Genomic DNA, 17777 nt, shown 5'->3' on the forward strand with positions numbered 1-17777 from the left:
ATGGAGCCCTGTGGATCATGCGCGCACGGCCCTGCCGTCAGGGTCAGGACCCGCCGCGCTCGCGCGGGATCCTCTGCCCGGCCTCGACCGCCACCGGCAGCCGGTTCTCGGCCGGGGGCAGCGGGCAGGTGGCCAGGTCCGTGTAGGCGCACGGCAGGTTCGCGGCGCGGTTGAAGTCCAGGACCACCGTGCCGTCGGCGGCGGGCGGTCCGACGGTCAGGGACCGGTTGGCGGCGTATGTGGTGACCCCGGAGGTCGCGTCGGTGAACAGCACCATCAGCCCGCCCGGACCGTGTCCGGGGAACGCGGTCAGGGACAGCTGCCGTCCCGCCAGCTCGAACTCGATCCGGCCCGGGGCGTCGTAGACGTGCTCGAGTCCCTCCACCGCGGCGCCCACGGTGGTCGGCCGCGGCTCGTCGAAGGGGACGTACCGGCCCGTCACGGCCCAGCGCGGGTCGGGGACGTAGGCGGGCGTTCCGGTGAAGGCGGTGCGCAGCGGGGCGTCCGGGTGCCGGGGCCGCACGATGTCGTTCCCGCCGCGCTTGGCGACCTCGATGACCGCGTCGCCCCACACCGCTTCGACACTGCTGCGCTCGGGAAGCACGCCGAAGCGGTGCTCGCCCCGCACCGGCGTCCCGTCGACGACCAGCTCCTCACCGTCGTCCAGGGCGACGACGACCCCGTCGGGGCCGGTGCGCCAGGCGCCGGGGGCGTCGGGGAAGCGCTGCGGGCGGTCGTCGAGCCAGTGCAGCCCGGTGATGGCCAGGAACCCGTGCGGAGCGGAGATCCGGGCTTCCTGGGCGCGGTGCCAGTCCTGCCAGCTCTCGGTGAAGACCTGGAGATCCGTGGTGGTGGCCTCAGTCGTCATGCGTCCTCTTTCGTCGGGCGGGGCTCTGCAACAGCCGTGCCTGTCAGAACGGGGGCGGACGAACCGGCATTCCGGTCCGCGTGTGACAGCTTCTTGTCAGTCATGTGTCACAGGAGCCCGGGTCCCGGAGCCGGACGCCGGGCTCCGGCCCGAAGCTTCAGGACGCGGGGTCCAGGAGCGGTCGCAGGTTCACGGACGCGGACCATCCGGCGTCATGGACAGCGCTGGCCCGCCTGGGGCGGGGCCGCGTCGTTCAGGTGATGTGTCCTGGTTGATCACATGATGCCGAGGGTGATCAGTGGACGGTTGGCGCCGCGGGTGTGGTGGCGGAGTCCAGCGGCGATGTTCCTCTGGTTGGCGAGTCGGAGAGCGCCGATGGCCAGGTTGCGCAGGGATGCCGTGGCACGTGGAGCGGTGCCGGTGCGTACGCGGGAGGCGTCCTTGGCGTACGTGGTGTCCCTGGCGTGGTGGATCTTGTTCTCGATGCCCCGGTGGCCGCGGACGCGGCGGGCGATCTCGGTTGCGTCGGCCTGCTCCGCGGTCAGGTCGGTCACCGCGTAGATGCGTTCCAGGGTGACCTTGCCGGTGGTGACGATCCGTCGGCGGCGCACGATCTGGACGGCCTGCACCGCGTGTGGGAACGCGATCCCGGCGACGGCGGCGGCCTTGATCCGGCGGATCTCGTCGCGGCCGTGCGCGGTGGCCCGCGTCTTGTGAAGCCCCTTCAACCCGGATGCACCGCCGGAACGACGCCGCCCTGCCCGCGTACGCCGTCGGTCACCGTCATCGTGGCGCCGACGGGGTACGCCCGTCACCCGCGAGCGGAGTGCGACTTCAGCGGATGCGGTGCTCCCGCCAGAAGGGGCCGAGGTCCCTGTGCGTCATCGACTGTGCGGCCTTCTTGAAGTCGACGGTGGTGGAGACGCCGTACCAGTGGTCGTGGGCGTACTTCTTGATGAGGCGCGCCATGGTGCCGGCCCCGAGGACGTGCTCCAGGTCGGCCAGGACGCAGGGGCCGATCCCGTACACGACCTGGAAGTACTCGCCACGGTGTGTAGACCAGTAGGCCATCGAGTTGGTGAGCGCGGCGGTGGCGCTCGGCCAGGAGTCGTCCGGCGAGCACTCGAACCCGTTCCAGCGGTAGTAGCGCGCGTTGGCGTACTGAGCGAAACTCTCGTCCAGCCAGGGTGAGTTGTACTCGTCGTTGCCCACGACGCCGTACCACCACTGGTGGGCGATCTCATGGACGGTGGCGCCGCCCTCCTCCTCGGTGCCGAGGATGACCAGGCCGGGGTACTCCATGCCGCCGGCGAACCCGGGGGTCATCACGAGGTCTATCTCGCCGTACGGATAGCGGCCGAACTCCCTGCCGAACCGGTCGATGGCGGCGACGCCGTCCTTGCGGTTGAGGCGGACACCGGCGGCGGGCGTGTTCGGCGACCAGTACGACTTCACGCGCACGCCGTCGGGCGAGGTCTGGGTCGCGGTGCGGAACGGGCCCGCCGCCCATGCGAAGTCCCGCACCCGCTTGGCGACGCTGTGGGTGACCGTACGCCCGGTACCGCCGGGTCGGGTCCATGTGCTGCCGGTCGCCGGGACCTTGAGGGCGGACGGGTGGTCGAGGCGCACCCGGAAGTCGCTCGCCAGGGTGTAGAAGCTCTCGCCGTACGACACATACGGATCGAGGTGCCACCCCCTCGCGTCGTGCACGGCGAGGACCGGCAGCGCGTTGCCCAGGAAGCGGAACGCGCCTTCGCGGCCGAAGCGGTTGTTGCGTGCGGGCACGGTGAGGGCCACGTCGAAGGAGACGGCCGTCCGTTCACCGCGTGCGAGCGGCCTCGGCAGAGCGATGCGCAGCGCCGTGCACTTCACGCCGGGGCGGCCCGGAGTGCCGCCGCGCACGTGGGAGACGCGGACGGGGGACGGTCTTCCGGATGTCCCGCAGCCGTCCTCGCCATTGCCCCACAGGCGTATGTACACCTCACGCAGGGGCCGGCTGGAGGCGTTGCGGAAGGACACCGTCTGCCGGCCCGCCCAGTGGGAGCCGTCGGCGTCGGCGCGCAGCTTCACGTCGTAGCTGGGGCGGTCGGGCGTCGCGGGTTCGGCCGCTCTCACCGCGGCGCCGGGCGCCGGGCCGGACGGCGTGCCGGCCTCGGCCACGGTGGAGCCTGCTGTCGCGAGCAGCGCGAGCAGGGCGACCAGCAGACGGCGACCGGTTCTTGAGGGGCCCGTGGGCGACGAAGGCAACGAAGGCAACGAAGGCATGGCAGACGACATGCCAGCGGATCTTGTCACAGGGTTCCCCACGGCCGACACAGGCCCGCGCGAAGAGGGGAGGTCGGCTCCGCTTGGGCGGCGAAAATGCCAGGGTACGCAGGGGATGTTCGCTGTACGTTGGCGCACGGTAAGGATCCCGGTTCAACCCATTCGCAGTTCATCCCCTTCCATGAGGCCTGGCCACGCGTTCCTGACCATCACCACCACCGGCACCCCCGAACGCCCCGCGACCGACCTCGGCTACCTGCTGCACAAGCATCCCGACAACGCGCAGACGTTCTCCACCTCCTACGGCACTCTGTCGACAGTCATATTAGGACAGGGCGTCCTGGTAGCTCGGGAGTGCGATCGATTCCGGGCAGTTCCCGGAGGCTACGGCGGCGCGGCCGATCATCCGGACCGGGCGCGCAGGCATCCGTCGGATATGACGGGCGCGGAGTGGGCGGCCGTCCGGCCGTTGCCGGCCGCCCCCCGCGGCGGGGACGGCGGGAAGCAGGTCCGCAAGTGCCGCATCAGGCTTCGTCACCCTCGGCCTGCTTTTGGCCGTCTGGGTGAGCGACGCCGGCGTCTCCGGAACGCCGGTGGATTCACCTGCTTTCGAACATCGCCAAAGCTCATCCCGACGTCCCCAAGGCCTGGGCGGACACCGGTTACCGAACCAAGGCCGTCGACCACGGTGCCCACCTCGGCACTGACGTCGGAGCCGTGCGCCGCCAGCCCGCCGAGAAGGGCTTCAAGGCCATGTCGGCACCTCGGCCCTGTCGCGCACACCCTGCCGCACCGCTCCCACTGCCCGGTGCTGCTTGTCCCCGTCAGCGGCTGACGGGGCCTCAACATCCCTCGCGGAGCGGGACGTTCGGCCCTGTGAGGCGGGCGGGGCGGCCCCCTGCGGAGCGGGCACGGCAGCGGGACATTGAAGGCGCAACGAGAGTCGTCAGATCCCCGCGCACCACCCCTTGGAAGGGATGACCATCATGGCAGTCCACCACGACCACCCCCGTCGGCACCTGGGGTTCCACCTCCCGTCCCTGCGCAGGGCCGGGACGGTGTCCGAGTCCGGCGAGGCGACGACCGCGGCGGCGACGGCGACCAGCGCGTACGCGCTCGCCGGGCTCCGCCTGGTGACCGGGTTCGTCTTCCTGTGGGCGTTCCTGGACAAGACGTTCGGCTTCGGCTATGCCACTCCGTCCGGCAAGGGCTGGATCGACGGCGGTTCGCCCACCAAGGGCTTCCTGAGCGGTGTCGCCGCCGGCCCGATGGAGTCGACGTTCCACGACTGGGCCGGACAGGGCTGGGCGGACTGGCTGTTCATGCTCGGCCTGCTCGGCATCGGTCTCGCGCTGATCGCGGGCATCGGCCTTCGCGTCGCCGCTCTCGCCGGCACCCTGATGATGGCGTTCATGTGGATCGCCGAATGGCCGCCGGCCAAGCATCTCTCGGACGGCTCGGCGAGCATGTCCACCAACCCGTTCGCCGACTACCACCTCATCTACGCCGTCGTCCTCATCGCCCTCGCGGCCGCGGGCGCCGGCACGGTCTGGGGCCTGGGCAAGGTCTGGGCGCGGCTGCCCTTCGTCAGCCGCAACCGCTGGCTGCTCTGACCCTCCGGAACACACACAAACACGGCAGGCCCAGGAAGGGGCCTGCCGTGTTGTGGCCGACGGCCGAACACCGCGTCAGCCGTTGCGGAGGACGAGCAGGCAGAGATGATCCGAGGGCGACGGCGCGGCCGCTGCGTCGCTCGCCGTCTGCCGACGACGGGCCGGCCCCGGTCCTCGCGTCCGTGTCGTGTCACGTGCTGCCGGTCGGGCCTGCCGCGCCGGTGCGGGGAACGATGTCCGACGCGCGGAGCGCCGTGTCCGGGGCGTACCAGGGCACCGTGGAGATGCCGACGGCAGCAGGAGCAGCCGTCCGCCCGCGGAGATCCCGCCCTGGCCGCTCCCATGACGTCCTGAGCCGCAGCGGCCCGTGTCGTGCCTCTGCGCGCTCACTCCTCGGGCACCATGTCGATCGCCACGCACGGGCACTCGGCCGCGCACAGCCCGCACCCTTTGCGGTAGTCGACGTCGATCGCGAACCCCTTGCCGGGACCCAGCTTGGTGATCGCGTTGTCGGGAAAGACGCCGTAGCAGTTGTCGCACTCGAGGCAGTTGCCGCACGACATGCAGCGCCGGGCCTCGAAGAGCGCGGTCGACTCGTCGAGCCCCTGCACCACCTCGTCGAACGTCGAGACGCGGCGGGCCAGTTCGAGCAGGGGCCGCACCGTGGCGGGTGCGTCCGAGTAGTACGAGGTGTTGAGGCGCGCGCCATCGGCCGGCGGGTGCTCGGGCCCGGGTTCGTACGACGTCCCGCGCAGATACGCGTCGATGTGCCGTGCCGCCCTCTTGCCGTGCCCCACGGCAACCGTGACGGTGTGGTTGGCCGGCGCCATGTCACCCCCGGCGGAGATTTCTTGATGCCCCGTCATCAGCCCGTCCGCGACCTCGACCGTCCCGTGGTCGACGTGCAGGTCCGGTGCCTCCGCGAGCAGCGACAGGTCGGAGTCCTGGCCGAGCGCGAGCACCACCGTGTCCGCCTCCAGTTCCTCGAACTCCCCGGTGGGTTGCGGGAATCCGGTCTCGTCCAGCTCCATCCGCTCGACGGTGATCCGGCCGTCGTCGGCGTGCGCGATGGTGGACAGCCACTTCGTCCGCACGCCCTCCTCCAGCGCCTCGGCGACCTCGGCGTCGTGCGCGGGCATCCGGTCCCGGGTGCGCCGGTGGACCACCACCGCGTCGGTCGCGCCGAGCCGGCGGGCGGTGCGGGCCGCGTTCAGGGCGGTGTTCCCGCCCCCGTACACCGCGACCCTGCGGCCGAGGAGCGGCGGACCCTCGCCTTCCATGCCGCTCAGCAGCGCGACCGCGTCCAGGAGGCGCGCGCTGTCGCCCGCCGGGATGTAGGTACGGCGGCCGATGCCCGCGCCCGCGGCCAGGAACACGGCGTCGAAGCCGCCGTCCCGCTGCGCGGCGAGGACGTCGTCGACGCGGGTGCCGGTCTCCAGTGTGACTCCGAGCGTGAGGATCCGGTCGATCTCCGCGTCCAGAACCTCCCGGGGCAGGCGGTTGTGCGGGATGCCGTAGCGCATCATGCCGCCCGGCCTGGCCTGAGCCTCGCGGATCGTCACTTCGTGGCCCAGCCGTCGCAGATGGTAGGCGGCCGACGGTCCGGCGGGGCCGGAGCCGACCACGAGGACCTTCTTGCCGGAGGTCACCGGGGGTGCCTCGATCGTCCAGCCGCGCCGGATCGCCTCGTCGCCGAGGAAGCGCTCGACGGCGTTGATGCCGACGGCGTTGTCCACCTGGACGCGGTTGCAGGCGGTCTCGCACGGGTGGTGGCAGACCCGGCCCATCGCGGCGGGCAGCGGGTTATGTTGATGGGCGCACCGATCGCCGGGTTGGCGACCGTCATCACGATCGGCAGGCCGAGCCCGGAAGCGTTGTACAGGGCCTCCACCATGTACAGCAGCCCCTGGCCGGCGGTAGCCGTGTAGGCGCGGGCGCCGGCCGCCGATGCGCCGATGCACAGGGACATCGCCGCGAACTCCGACTCGACGTTGACGTACTCGCAGGGCCGCAGCGCACCCGCCTTCACCAGGCGGCTGAGCTCCTCCACGATGTGGGTCTGCGGCGAGATGGGGTAGGCGGCGATCACCTCGGGACGACAGCACGCCACGGTCTCGGCGACCGCCCGTGACCCCTCAGTCTGCTTCGGCATGGGCCGGCTCCTCCCGGACGATCCTGACGTGGTCGTACGCCTCCCGGGCCGCGTCCGCGTTGACCTCCTCGACTGGGCCGGGGACGGTCCTGGACGGCGGCGGCCAGGGAGTCGATCGTCACGCAGCCGGTGAGGGCCGCGAGGCCGCCGAGCAGGACGGCCCCGGGCACCGGACGGCCGACATGACGCAGCGCGAGCGCGGTGGCGGGGACGGCGACGACGAGCCCCGTGAGCGTGCCCAGGCCCAGGTCGTCCGCACCGCGGGGGGAGTTGACCAGGACCGGGTCCCCCCCACTCTCGGCTCCGCTCGAGCGGGGGACCCCCATGGCCGCAGTCCCTCGAAGACGTTCACCTGGTGCGGCAGCGTCGCGTCCTGGACCACCAGCGCGTCGGGCCGGGTGACCGGCTCGCGGACGCGGATCGGACGGTCGTCGATCCGGCAGAACGCCATCACCGGCGCCCCCGTCCGTTCCGAGCCGAAGCTCGGGAACGCCTGCGCCTACCGGCCCTCCACGAACGCGGCCACCGACAGCAGCTCCGCGGCCGTGACGGCCCCAGGCCGCCACGGCCGTGAATACGAACCTGGAACACAGCACTCTCCGAAGACGTGGGCCGGGCCGCGGCGTCGGAGCGGACCCGTGCCCTGCGACGCCCCGGCCCGGGGGAACTCACTCGTGCGGCACGATCGCGACCGGGCAGCGCACGTGGTGCATGACGGCGTGCGCCACGGGCCCGGTGTGCGGGCCCAGCCGGGCCGGACGGATCCGGCGGCCGACGGCCAGGAGACCGGCGTCCTGCACGGCGCACAGCAGCCGCTGCGCCGGATGCCCCTCCTCCGCCTGCTCGACGACCTCCACGGTGGGGAACTTCTCCCGCCACGGGGCGAGTGCCGAGGCAAGGGCCTGCCGGGCCGCGGCCTCCTCCGCCTCGTGCGCCCCGGACTCCGCGGCGGCCCGCACCAGTGGCAGCCGCCAGGCGTACACCGCCCGCAGGGGCGCGCCGCGCAGGGTCGCGCTCTCGAACGCGAACGCGAGCACCTGCTCGGCGGGCCGCATCGCGTCGACGCCTACGACCACGGCACGGCAAGGGGTGTCGGCCGACGGGCGCCCCTCCGCGTCCGGGGTGTGCTCGTCCTCGGCGGTCTGATCGGCACGGACGAGCACGACGGGCCGTTCCACACGGGTCACCGTCTGCAGCGCCACCGATCCGGCCAGGAACCCGCCGAACCCGCTGAACGCCCGGCTGCCGAGCACCAGCAACTCCCCGGTGTCGCCCGCGATGACGAGCGACTCGGCGGCGGGCAGGGGAACCTGCTCCGCGCTGAGGTACAGCTGCGGATACCGCTCGTTGATCTGGTCCATGGCGTCGCGCATGATCCGCCGGGCCCAGTGGCGCGGTACCGAGAGCTCCGGCAGTTCCGACTCTCCGGCGGCCGGTACCTCGGCCGCATGCACCAGGCGCAGCGGCAGGCCGCGACGCAGGGCCTCGCGAGCCGCCCAGTCGGCGGCGGTGAGGCTCTCCCGAGATCCGTCCAGTCCTACGACCACAGGGCGAAGCACGATCCTCACCTCTCTTGGATCCGCGCCCGCGTCCGGGTGGTGCGGGCTCCCTGCCACCAGCGTCTCCGCGGGACGCCGGCCGGGACAGGGGCTGCCCGGCCCCGGGAGCGGGCCGAACGTCCCGCACCGCCCCGGGGCGAACCAGGTGGCTCTCCCCTCGCCCCGGCAGTCGTCCGGCGTGCGGACGAGAAGCGGACGGTATGGACGAACTCGACGCGGTCCGGCTCAACCGGCGCGCACGGGCCGCCGTGCGCGCGCCGACCCCCCGGCCCCCTGCCGCCCAGGCTCCGGTACGGCCGCCGACGACACGGCCGGGTCCGGCGTGACAGGCACCATGACGACGGGAACCGTGGCACAGCGCACACAGGCACGGCCGACCGCGCCGAGTGCGGGCAGTTCCTGCTGGGGGTGCGCCCTGCTCCCCAGTGCGAGCAGCGGCGCTCCGCTCGCCCGCGCCGGCAGCACCCGCGAGGGCGGTCCCTCCACCACGACGGCCCGTATCGACCGGCCGGCCCGCGGGCCGAAGACCTCCCGCACCGCCGCGGCGAGCACCCTGGCGGCCTCGGCACGCTGCTCGGTGGCGGTCGGCCGGACCGGTGCGGGGGCGTACGGGGCGAACCGGGCGCCGGCCGGTTCCCAGGCGTGTACGGCCACCACGTCCGCGTGCACCGAACGGGCCTGTTCGGCCGCCCACCGCAGTGCGGCCAAGGATGGCTCGGAGCCGTCGACACCCACCACGATGATGTTGCCGGGCTCTTCTTCCATGGCGGCCTGCCTCGACATGCCGTACTCCCACAGTGCCCGCGATCCGTTGCGCGCTGCCTGGGCCGAGGGGATCCCGTCCGGTGCCGAACGGGCCCTTGGCAAGGGGCGGTTCAGCCATGCGCTCCGGGCCCGAAAGTGAGCACCGCGGAGATCGCACCGGTGCCCGGCAGCAGACCGGGCGTCAGCCCCCTGTTGAACCACGGGGCTTTCGGCACCAGCCCCACGACCGCACCGGTGAACGCCGGGACCGCCCAGCCGACGTCGCGTGTCGCGGCGGTCACACCCTCGACCTCGAACAGCAGAGCCACGGCGGAGGCCGGACCGCCATGAGACCGACAACGCCGACCGCCATCAGGACGAAGCCGACGACGAACGAGCTGTGGCCGAACACCAGGGCCGGGTCCGGCACGGCCGCGCCGATCAGGATGAGTGGAACCATGCCGCCCTCCTCGGAACGCCCGGTCCGGATGCCGGGTCTGGTCGACGTCGGAACGGGACGGGAGGGCTCACCGCAGGCTCCCGCACGTACGTCGGCCGGCCCAGAGGCTCGATGGGCAGATGAACCGGCCGATCGGCCCAGTCATGTGCGCCATCCCCGCGGCGCCGCCGTCAGCCGGTGTCGCAGTGCCCCGGCGGCGCCCCTGGGTGATCACGTCATCGCCTCATGGCGCGAGTGAGAAGTAGTTCTCCTCTTCCTGGGTGAAGTGCAGGCGCAGCACGGTGTGCAGCCCGTACAGACTGGCCCGCAGGTCGTCGAGTTGCTCCGGGGCCAGGGGCCCGGCCGTACCGGCGAGTGCGAGGTGGGTGGCGATGCGGCGGGCGAGGCGTTCGATCTCGGCATGGGCGCGGCTCATCGTGGCGGTGGCCTCCGGGCCGCCCAGGGCGGGGGCGAGCGCCGGGTAGAGCTCGTGCTCCTCCGCGTACTCGTGCGGCAGCAGCCGTTCGGTGAGCAGCCGGTGGACCTCCGCCACCGCCGCGAGGGAGTCCGGTCCGGCGCCGGCGGCGAGGCGGTCGGCGGCGGACCGTACGGCCTCCAGCACGTCCCGCAGGTCGTCGTGCTCGGCCGCGAAGCGGTGGATGAGGGCCTCCGTGGAGGGCCGGAGAACGGGTCGCGCGGCCCGGTCGTCGCCCAGCGCCCGCAGGGCGTTGAGAATCACCACGACGTCGATCCCCTCCTGGACGAGCGCGCCGAGGGCCGGCGGGAGCAGACCGACGGCGGCCGCGGCCATCGCGACCAGCGACAGCGCCATCCCGCCGAGCGCGCTCTGCACCGCGATACGCCGCGACCGTACGGCGACGGCGACCGCGTCGGCCAGGCGGTCCACCCGGTCGGTGGTCAGCACGATGCCGGCGGCCTCCGAGGACGCCGTGGCGCCGCGGGCCCCCATGGCCACGCCGATGTCGGCCGCCGCGAGGGCCGGGGCGTCGTTCACGCCGTCGCCCACCATCACGGTGACCGCCCGGGCGCGTTCCGCGCGGACCACGGCGACCTTGTCGGCCGGGGTGAGCCCGGCGCGCACCTCGTCGAGGCCGAGCACGGCACCGACCTCCAGGGCGGGTTCGGGCCGGTCGCCGGTGAGCATCACGAGCCGTTCCACGCCCACCGTGCGCAGCCGGCGCAGGGTGCGCGGTGCGTCGGGTCGCACCGGGTCGTGCAGCAGTACGGCACCGACGGGACGGCCGTCGACGCTCAGCCAGGCGACGGCCGCGCCGTCGAGCAGGGCCCGGTTGTCCACCGCACTGACCCAGTCCGGTCTCTCGGCAGGGGACTCGGCAGGGGAGTCGAGACGGCCGACCGCCATCCGCCGGTCGGCGAGCGTGCCGACCGCGCCCCGGCCGGGTTCCTCGGACACGTCCGCCGGCACGGACAGCCGCAACCCCCGCTCACGGGCCGCATCCACCACCGCCTGGGCCAGCACGTGCGGTGAGTACTGGTCGACCGAGGCGGCCAGCCGCAGCACCTGGCTGGATTGCCAGCCGGGCGCGGCGATCACGTCCAGGACCTTGGGCCGGCCCTCGGTGAGGGTGCCGGTCTTGTCCAGGAGCAGGGTCCGGGCCCGGCCCAGTGCCTCCAGTGCCCCGCCGTCCCGGACCACCACACCGAGCCGCGAGGTCCGCGACAGACCGGAGACGACGGCCACCGGAGCCGCCAGCAGCAGCGGGCAGGGCGTGGCGACCACGAGGACCGCCACCGCGCGCACCGCGGAACCGGAGACCAGCCAGGCCAGTCCCGCGGCCACCAGGGACAGCGGCAGGAACCAGCCCGCGTACCGGTCCGCCAGCCGGACGACCGGCGCGGACTCGGCACCGGCCTGCCGGGCCAGCCGTACGATCCCGGCATACGTGCTGTCCCGCTCGGTCGCCGTGGCGCGCACCTCGAACGCACCGCCGGCGTTCACGACACCGCTGCGTACCGGCTCGCCGGCCGGGCGTCGCACGGTCAACGGCTCACCGGTGAGCACCGACTCGTCCAGCACCGCCGTGTCGCCGGCGACACGGCCGTCGACCGGGACGACCTCGCCGGGGCCGACCACCAGCAGGTCACCGGGCACGACGTCGGCCGACGGCACGGTACGCACCTCGGCGCCGGTGCGGCGCCGTGCGGTACGGGGCGCGTGTTCCAGCAGGGCGCGCAGGTCCCGGGAGGCGCGCCGCTGTGCCACCGACTCCAGGGTGCGGCCGGTGGCGAGCATCAGCGCGATCAGCGCCCCGGCCAGGTACTCGCCGACGGCCAGTGTGCCGCCGAGGGCCACCACTGCGATCAGGTCCACCCCCGTCTGCCCGCGGCGCAGGGCCTCCAGCACCCAGGTGGCGGCGGGGACGACGGCGGCGACCGTGCCGAGACCCCAGCAGAGGTCGGCGAGGTCACGGGCGCCGAGCAGCCAGGCGACGGCGCCTGCCGTGAGTGCGGCGGTCGTGACCGCCAGCAGAGCCGGTTCGGTTCCCGGGAGCCGGATCGGCCTGTTTCTCAGTGCGTGGTTCATGGGCGGTCCTCGCTGGGGCGACCACAGGCCGTCAGCCGTGTGGGACGACGGTGACCGGGGGCGCGGCCCGCGCGGCGCGGGCCGCGCGGGCGGAGGGCGGTTCGAACGGACCGGAACCCGTGGAATCCGTCGAAGTCGGCGAACGCGGAACCGGTCATGACGTCCACCTCCGGTGTCGGCGCGACGGCCGGGGCAGGGGCGCCGCGCGTTGACTCCGATCCCAGCCTCCGCGTCCGCACAGGCGGCGGGGGAGGGCCGGTCGGTGCGCTGCTGGGACCGTACGGCCCAGTGCGGGCGGGGCCGGTCAGACAGACGCTGACATTCGTTCGGCGTGGCGCGGCCGCCCGGCCGCAGACCGCTGCCGTTCCCGGCGGCCAGGGCAGGACCCGCCGGCAACAGGACAGGACCCGCTGACAAGGGGAGGGGGAGGGCTGCCACGAACGGTCCGGTCGTGGCGGATGGTGGCGGAAGCGGACGGCTCGCCGTCGAGCCGGTTCGCGGTGGAGATCGTGGCGAGGGAGGTCGGCGACCGGCACGCGGGGGGACTCCGGCCGGCACACGCCCCGCCTCGCCCGTGGGGGACGCCTTCTCCGAGGCCGCGTTATGGGATGCGGACGGCGGAGGGCTGCGCGACCGGGTGAAGGGCATGCTCGCCGAGGCCGGGCGACGCGCCCGCCGGACCGCCCCGCAACCTCCTGCCGCGTGGCACGGCTACGGGCCGGCCGACCGGGCCACGGCCGTCCCGGCCTCAGCCCTCCGGGTCGTGTCCCTCCAGCGTCTGAGACGTCTGTCGCCGTGGTGACGCGGGTCCGTCGGGCCCGTAGCCCAGGCGGATCAGCATCTGGGCGTGCACCCGTCCGTCGTCCGGGACCCGGGTGAGCTGTGCGCGCAGGTCGGGCCACTCCAGCGCCTGGTGCAGCAGCGACGTGCGGACGCCGTGCGCGGTGGCCAGCAGCAGGACGCGTTCCAGGGCCTGCCCCGCCCGCAGCCAGTCGGTGCGCCGGTCGTGCGCGGTGGAGAGGACGGCGAGGACCGGGCGCGCCTCGAAGGAGCGGGCGGACAGCACGGCGGGACGGCGGTGGGCGCCGAAGTCCCGCATGGGGAGGCGCTCCCGGTGGTCCTGCGGCCCGATCGCCTCAGGGGGTATACCGAGGCCCGAGCCGTCCGGCTCCTGGACCCAGCGTCGGCTCTCCAGCGCCCGCGCGGCATCCATCCGGTTGCGGTGCTCGGCCTCCCAGGTCAGACGCAGCAAACGGTCGCTCTCGTCGGGGTCCGGCAGGCTGAGCAGAGCCCCCTCCGCGTGCGCGGTCTCGGCCAGTTCGGCGTACAGCGCGGCGGGCAGTGGCCGGCCGGCGAGCGGCAGCCGGCTGCTGTGGCGGCGCCACACGGCGTCGGAGAGCCGTGGGTGGACCGGGAACCGTACCGGGCTGCCGATGCGTACGGTGGCCAGCAGGTCCGGCTCGCCGGGCCGGGGCAGCAGCCGGGTGACCGGCTCCCACCCGCGGTGCGCCACCGCGACCCGCAGGTTGAGCAGCGCGCAGCCGACGGACACGTGCAGGGCCCGCCCGGTCGGGTCGGCGCGGTGCAGGGTGCGGCCGACGGCAGCGCGGATCTCCAGCGTGTCCGGGTCCGGGGCGAGCCGGAACCACCATGGCTGGGTGTTGTGGATCGAGGGCGCGGCCCCGGCCGCCGAGAGCAGCTTCTCCAGGGTCGTGCGCTCGAGGAGCACGGTCGGCATGAGGTCTCCTCCCCGCCCGGCGCCGGGTCGGCGTCGGACCTTCGGACGACCTGTCCAGCGTGGGCTTCCGGGAGCCCGGCGGGGAGGGGCCGAAAGGCCCGGGTGCCCTCCCGCACGGCCCGGCGTCCCGCCGGGCGGGATACGGCGGAGCAGCCCGCTAATCAACCCACCCCGTCCGCGGACATGTTGGGCCCGTCGGCTGCCCGCCCGCTGTGTACTCGGGGCCGACCGGCCCGAGTTGCCGCCGGACAGCCCATAGGAGCGCGGCCCGTTCCTCAGGACGCTTGAAGTGCGATGAATTCACCAGGAGTCGAGTCGGAGGAGGCGCGATCATGAAGCACCGGAAGGTCGGCTCCGTGATGACCACGGAGGTCGTCCGTGCCGAGCGTGGCACCCCGTTCAAGGAGGTGGCCCGCCTGCTCGGCGAGCGCCACATCAGCGGAGTACCGGTGGTCGACGGGGGTGACAGGGTCGTCGGGGTCGTCTCCGAAACGGATCTGATGTTCCGTCAGGCCGAGACCCCGGACCCCTGGCTGCCCGCGAAGCGCCACCGGCTCGCGAGCCTGACGCCGGGAGGCCGGCGGCGGGCCGCCAAGGCCAGGGCCCTTGCCGCGAACCGGCTGATGAGCGTGCCGCCGGTCACTGTCCACGCCGACGAGACCGTCGTCGCGGCGGCCCGGATCATGGCGGAGCATCATGTGGAGCGGCTGCCGGTCGTCGACGAGGAGGACCGGCTCGTCGGCATCGTCACCCGCGGCGACCTGCTGAAGGTCTTTCTGCGCCCGGACTCGGAGATCCGCGAGGAGGTGACCGAGGAGGTGCTGGTGCGCGGGCTGTGGGTGCCCAGGGGCGGTGTCCACGTCTCCGTGACCGAGGGTGTGGTGACGCTCTCCGGGCAGCTGGAACGCAGGAGCGACATGGAGATCGCCGTCTCCATGACCGGCCGGGTGGACGGCGTCGTCGCCGTCGTCGACAAGCTCACCTACCGCCTGGACGACTCCCGGCTGCGGCCCGAGGAGCAGCCTTTCCACGGCGTGACCGACGACTGGCTGCGCCGGCTGTGACGGCGGTACGGCATCAGCGCGGCCGTATCGCGCTGTCCTGACCGTACGTGTGCGGCGCAGGGACACCCGGACCGGGCGCGGGGCCGGACGGCCCATGCCAACGGGGGAGCCGGGCCGGGAAGGCTGGTGACGGAGGATTCCCGAAAGGCGGTGTCGACCATGACCACGGCATACCGGACCCCGTACCCCAACCCCGGCCACGCGGCTCTGCACCTGGCCCGGGCCGCCTCCCTGGCGCCCTCGCCGCACAACGTCCGGCCTGGTTCTTCGCGGAGGTGGGGCACGACCGCGGTTTCGAGGTCCACGCCGACACGGGAAGGCGGCTGGGATGTCTCCCGGCATCCGGCCCCGGAGCGAGTCGCCGTCGAGAGCGCCGTCGCCCAGAATGGATCTCACGATCGACAGAGAACCTCACCCACGCAACAGAGGGGGAGGGAACCATGAAGGTAGGAGTGCTGACCGGTGGCGGTGACTGTCCCGGTCTCAACGCCGTGATCCGCAGCGTCGTCCGCAAGGGCGTCCAGGAGTACGGTTTCGAGTTCGCCGGCCTGCGGGACGGCTGGCTCGGCGCGCTGCGGGGAGACGTGGTGCCGCTGGGCATCCCCGAGGTGCGGGGGATCCTCCCGCGCGGCGGAACCATCCTCGGGTCGTCCCGCACGAACCCGTTCAAGCACGAGGACGGCGTGCGCCGCATCCAGGACACCCTGGCCGCGCACGGCATCGACGCCCTCGTCGCGATCGGTGGCGAGGACACGCTGGGCGCCGCCGCCGAGCTGAGCCGCCAGGGGATCTCGATCGTCGGTGTGCCGAAGACCATCGACAACGACGTGCCCGGCACCGACTACACGTTCGGCTTCGACACGGCCGTGGGCATCGCGACCGAGGCCATCGACCGTCTGCACACCACCGCCGAGTCGCACATGCGCACCCTGGTGGTGGAGGTGATGGGGCGGCACTCCGGTTGGATCGCCCTGCACGCCGGGGTCGCGGGCGGTGCCAACGTGATCCTGATCCCCGAACGGCCGTTCGACATCGATCAGGTCTGTGCGTGGGTGAAGAGCCGCTTCGAGTTCCACTACGCGCCGATCGTCGTCACCGCCGAGGGGGCCGTGCCCAAGGAGGGGCAGATGGTCCTCAAGGACCGGTCACTGGACGAGTACGGCCATGTGCGGCTGTCAGGGATCGGCGACTGGCTGGCCCGGGAGATCTCGGAGCGCACCGGCACGGACGCCCGCACGACGGTGCTCGGCCACGTCCAGCGCGGTGGCACGCCGAGCGCCTTCGACCGGTGGCTGGCCACCCGCTTCGGACTGCACGCGGTCGACGCGGTCAAGGACGGCGCCTTCGGGACGATGGTCGCCCTGAGCGGCACCCGGATCGTCCGGGTCCCGATCCCCGGCGCCGAGGCGACGACGAAGATGGTCGATCCATCGCTGTACGACGAGTTCGGGGTGTTCTTCGGCTGACGTCCGAGGAGTTCCGCGACCGGTCCGAGCGCCGGTGCGAGGTGTCCTGCGAGCGCCCCGGCAACGGCCGCAGCCCGGCCGCCGACCGGCATTTCACGGTTGATGCCGGCGGGCGTCGGTGTTCCTCGACCAGTCCCCCGCGCGGTGTCAGCCGTCGTGCGGTACGACCGTCACCGGGCAGTCGGCGTGGTGCACCACGGCGTGCGTGACCGGTCCCAGCCGGCCCTCGCCCCCGCCTCGGCCGGCACCGCGGCCCACGACCAGCAGGTCGGCTCCGCGGGAGGTGTTCAGAAGCGCCTCCGCGGGATGGAGGAGGACGACGTCAGGGCGGACCGCGACCTCCGGGTACTTCTCCTGCCGGGTGCGCAGGGCGTCGGACAACCGCAGGACCTCCTGGTCCTCCCAGGTGGCGCGGTCCTCCTCGGTCACGAACAGCGTCCGGGGCGACACGGCCTCGGCGGGAAAAGCCCATGCCTGCACCACCCGGAGCACCGCTCCGCGGGTCCGGGCCGCCCCGAACGCGAAGTCCGCCACCTCGTCGACCGGTCGATGCGCGTCGAAACCCACCACCACTTGAGGGACGGCGCTCGCCGACCGCGTGCCGTTCCCGAAACCGCCGGGCCGCCGTCCGGGCACCACCACGACGGGGCAGTCGGCCGCGGCCGCCACCCGAAGGGCCACCGATCCGACCGCAAGGCCGTTGAAGCCCCCGGAGCCCCGTGCCCCGACCACGAGCAGCCCGGCATCGCGCGCCGCCGACAGCAGAGCTTCGGCCGGGGCTTCGGCGCTCTGCGCGCCGCGCACCCGCAGATCCGGGTGGCGGGTGCCCAGGTCGGCGATCACGCCCTGAACGATGCGTTCGCCCACCCGGCGCAGCGTCTCCCCGGCCTGGACGGGAACCACATCGCCGGGAAGCGGCGGAGCGGCGTGCACGATGCGCAGGGGAACACCCCGCAGCACCGCCTCCCGCGCCGCCCACTCGGCCGCGGCGAGGCTGTGCTCGGATCCGTCGACACCGGCCAGTACGGGGTGACTCATCGTGTCCTCCTTCGCGCGCCGGGCCCGTCGACGTGCTCCTCCACCGTTCCACGGCGGGGCCCTCGAAAGTCCTGGCAGACGAGACGTTCGCCCGCCCGTGGGCCGTTCGGCCTCGACGAAGGACCCGGCCGGCTCTGCCGGGCGGGCCGCCCGCGCGGATGATGGACAGGGAACCCGCGACGCGGCCGCACGGACTGTGGCACGTCCTGCAGCCCCGCATGTGTGCGGCCGCCTCCCTCGCCGTTTCGCCGGACAGGAGAGGTGG

At 73.3% G+C, this 17777-nt stretch carries 15 protein-coding genes and 2 pseudogenes; 4 read left to right on the forward strand and 13 right to left on the reverse strand.

The genetic code is table 11. The features are described from left to right. Positions 1 to 43: 43 nt before the first annotated feature. From ACFY0P_RS08275 to ACFY0P_RS08285, 3 genes are all read right to left on the reverse strand, one after another. Positions 44 to 868: a DUF1684 domain-containing protein gene (locus ACFY0P_RS08275; RefSeq protein ID WP_388908619.1), complete on the reverse strand. Its 825-nt coding sequence runs from the start codon at positions 866 to 868 to the stop codon at positions 44 to 46. 275 nt (positions 869 to 1143) lie between these two features. Then, the gene (locus tag ACFY0P_RS08280) at positions 1144 to 1596 is read right to left on the reverse strand and encodes a hypothetical protein (protein ID WP_388908621.1); all 453 of its coding nucleotides are present in this window, start codon (positions 1594 to 1596) and stop codon (positions 1144 to 1146) included. A 106-nt stretch (positions 1597 to 1702) separates the two neighbouring features. Beyond that, the gene (locus ACFY0P_RS08285; RefSeq protein WP_388908623.1) at positions 1703 to 3145 is read right to left on the reverse strand and encodes a M1 family metallopeptidase; all 1443 of its coding nucleotides are present in this window, start codon (positions 3143 to 3145) and stop codon (positions 1703 to 1705) included. 169 nt (positions 3146 to 3314) lie between these two features. Here ACFY0P_RS08285 and ACFY0P_RS08290 point away from each other — a divergent pair. Together ACFY0P_RS08290 and ACFY0P_RS08295 are read left to right on the forward strand one after the other, a co-directional pair. Further along, positions 3315 to 3443 (forward strand): annotated as a pseudogene (locus tag ACFY0P_RS08290) (hypothetical protein); the annotation flags it as partial. 676 nt (positions 3444 to 4119) lie between these two features. After that, a complete protein-coding gene (locus ACFY0P_RS08295; protein ID WP_388908625.1) occupies positions 4120 to 4746 on the forward strand; it encodes a hypothetical protein in 627 nt (208 codons plus the stop codon). 386 nt (positions 4747 to 5132) lie between these two features. Here ACFY0P_RS08295 and ACFY0P_RS08300 read toward each other — a convergent pair whose 3' ends face one another. The 9 genes and pseudogenes from ACFY0P_RS08300 to ACFY0P_RS08340 all read right to left on the reverse strand — a co-directional run bounded on the left by ACFY0P_RS08300 (position 5133) and on the right by ACFY0P_RS08340 (position 13944). Then, the gene (locus ACFY0P_RS08300) at positions 5133 to 6533 is read right to left on the reverse strand and encodes an NAD(P)-binding protein (RefSeq protein ID WP_388908627.1); all 1401 of its coding nucleotides are present in this window, start codon (positions 6531 to 6533) and stop codon (positions 5133 to 5135) included. A gap of 77 nt (positions 6534 to 6610) precedes the next feature. Continuing rightward, a pseudogene (porA, locus tag ACFY0P_RS08305) lies at positions 6611 to 6898 on the reverse strand (pyruvate ferredoxin oxidoreductase); the annotation flags it as partial. Positions 6899 to 7016: 118 nt separating this feature from the next. Beyond that, positions 7017 to 7349, reverse strand: a complete 333-nt coding sequence (locus tag ACFY0P_RS08310; protein ID WP_388908629.1) for a hypothetical protein — start codon at positions 7347 to 7349, stop codon at positions 7017 to 7019. 217 nt (positions 7350 to 7566) lie between these two features. After that, positions 7567 to 8457, reverse strand: a complete 891-nt coding sequence (locus ACFY0P_RS08315; RefSeq protein WP_388908631.1) for a universal stress protein — start codon at positions 8455 to 8457, stop codon at positions 7567 to 7569. A gap of 225 nt (positions 8458 to 8682) precedes the next feature. Then, positions 8683 to 9240 carry a universal stress protein gene (locus ACFY0P_RS08320; RefSeq protein ID WP_388908633.1) on the reverse strand — a complete coding sequence of 186 codons (558 nt, stop codon included), beginning with the start codon at positions 9238 to 9240 and terminating at the stop codon, positions 8683 to 8685. Between the two features lie 92 nt (positions 9241 to 9332). Further along, a complete protein-coding gene (locus tag ACFY0P_RS08325; protein WP_388908635.1) occupies positions 9333 to 9503 on the reverse strand; it encodes a hypothetical protein in 171 nt (56 codons plus the stop codon). Further along, positions 9500 to 9661, reverse strand: a complete 162-nt coding sequence (locus ACFY0P_RS08330) for a hypothetical protein (RefSeq protein ID WP_388908637.1) — start codon at positions 9659 to 9661, stop codon at positions 9500 to 9502. The genes ACFY0P_RS08325 and ACFY0P_RS08330 overlap by 4 nt, the downstream gene beginning before the upstream one ends. Positions 9662 to 9884: 223 nt before the next feature. Next, positions 9885 to 12206, reverse strand: a complete 2322-nt coding sequence (locus ACFY0P_RS08335) for a heavy metal translocating P-type ATPase (protein WP_388908639.1) — start codon at positions 12204 to 12206, stop codon at positions 9885 to 9887. Between the two features lie 748 nt (positions 12207 to 12954). Next, entirely contained in the window at positions 12955 to 13944 is a 990-nt protein-coding gene (locus ACFY0P_RS08340; RefSeq protein ID WP_388908641.1) for an Acg family FMN-binding oxidoreductase, read from the reverse strand. Positions 13945 to 14276: 332 nt separating this feature from the next. Here ACFY0P_RS08340 and ACFY0P_RS08345 point away from each other — a divergent pair, with 332 nt between their 5' ends. Continuing rightward, entirely contained in the window at positions 14277 to 15008 is a 732-nt protein-coding gene (locus ACFY0P_RS08345) for a CBS domain-containing protein (protein WP_388908643.1), read from the forward strand. A 440-nt stretch (positions 15009 to 15448) separates the two neighbouring features. Then, positions 15449 to 16474, forward strand: a complete 1026-nt coding sequence (locus tag ACFY0P_RS08350) for a 6-phosphofructokinase (protein ID WP_388908645.1) — start codon at positions 15449 to 15451, stop codon at positions 16472 to 16474. A 147-nt stretch (positions 16475 to 16621) separates the two neighbouring features. On the opposite strand, the gene ACFY0P_RS08355 is transcribed toward ACFY0P_RS08350, so the two are convergent. Further along, positions 16622 to 17512 (reverse strand): universal stress protein, encoded by an 891-nt coding sequence (locus ACFY0P_RS08355; RefSeq protein ID WP_388908647.1) that lies wholly within the window; start codon positions 17510 to 17512, stop codon positions 16622 to 16624. Positions 17513 to 17777 lie beyond the last annotated feature (265 nt).

Origin of the sequence: Streptomyces sp. NPDC001714 (assembly GCF_042892755.1) — a bacterium.
In the GTDB taxonomy this organism is placed as follows: Bacteria; Actinomycetota; Actinomycetes; order Streptomycetales; family Streptomycetaceae; genus Streptomyces.

What these genes read in the sequence shown, in the direction of transcription:
- ACFY0P_RS08310 (WP_388908629.1), bottom strand. Translation starts at nt 7,349, where the DNA reads ATGGCGTTCTGCCGGATCGACGACCGTCCGATCCGCGTCCGCGAGCCG.
- ACFY0P_RS08340 (WP_388908641.1), bottom strand. Translation starts at nt 13,944, where the DNA reads ATGCCGACCGTGCTCCTCGAGCGCACGACCCTGGAGAAGCTGCTCTCG.
- ACFY0P_RS08330 (WP_388908637.1), bottom strand. Translation starts at nt 9,661, where the DNA reads ATGGTTCCACTCATCCTGATCGGCGCGGCCGTGCCGGACCCGGCCCTG.
- ACFY0P_RS08300 (WP_388908627.1), bottom strand. Translation starts at nt 6,533, where the DNA reads ATGGGCCGGGTCTGCCACCACCCGTGCGAGACCGCCTGCAACCGCGTC.
- ACFY0P_RS08345 (WP_388908643.1), top strand. Translation starts at nt 14,277, where the DNA reads ATGAAGCACCGGAAGGTCGGCTCCGTGATGACCACGGAGGTCGTCCGT.
- ACFY0P_RS08320 (WP_388908633.1), bottom strand. Translation starts at nt 9,240, where the DNA reads ATGTCGAGGCAGGCCGCCATGGAAGAAGAGCCCGGCAACATCATCGTG.
- ACFY0P_RS08335 (WP_388908639.1), bottom strand. Translation starts at nt 12,206, where the DNA reads ATGAACCACGCACTGAGAAACAGGCCGATCCGGCTCCCGGGAACCGAA.
- ACFY0P_RS08285 (WP_388908623.1), bottom strand. Translation starts at nt 3,145, where the DNA reads ATGTCGTCTGCCATGCCTTCGTTGCCTTCGTTGCCTTCGTCGCCCACG.
- ACFY0P_RS08275 (WP_388908619.1), bottom strand. Translation starts at nt 868, where the DNA reads ATGACGACTGAGGCCACCACCACGGATCTCCAGGTCTTCACCGAGAGC.
- ACFY0P_RS08350 (WP_388908645.1), top strand. Translation starts at nt 15,449, where the DNA reads ATGAAGGTAGGAGTGCTGACCGGTGGCGGTGACTGTCCCGGTCTCAAC.
- ACFY0P_RS08295 (WP_388908625.1), top strand. Translation starts at nt 4,120, where the DNA reads ATGGCAGTCCACCACGACCACCCCCGTCGGCACCTGGGGTTCCACCTC.
- ACFY0P_RS08355 (WP_388908647.1), bottom strand. Translation starts at nt 17,512, where the DNA reads ATGAGTCACCCCGTACTGGCCGGTGTCGACGGATCCGAGCACAGCCTC.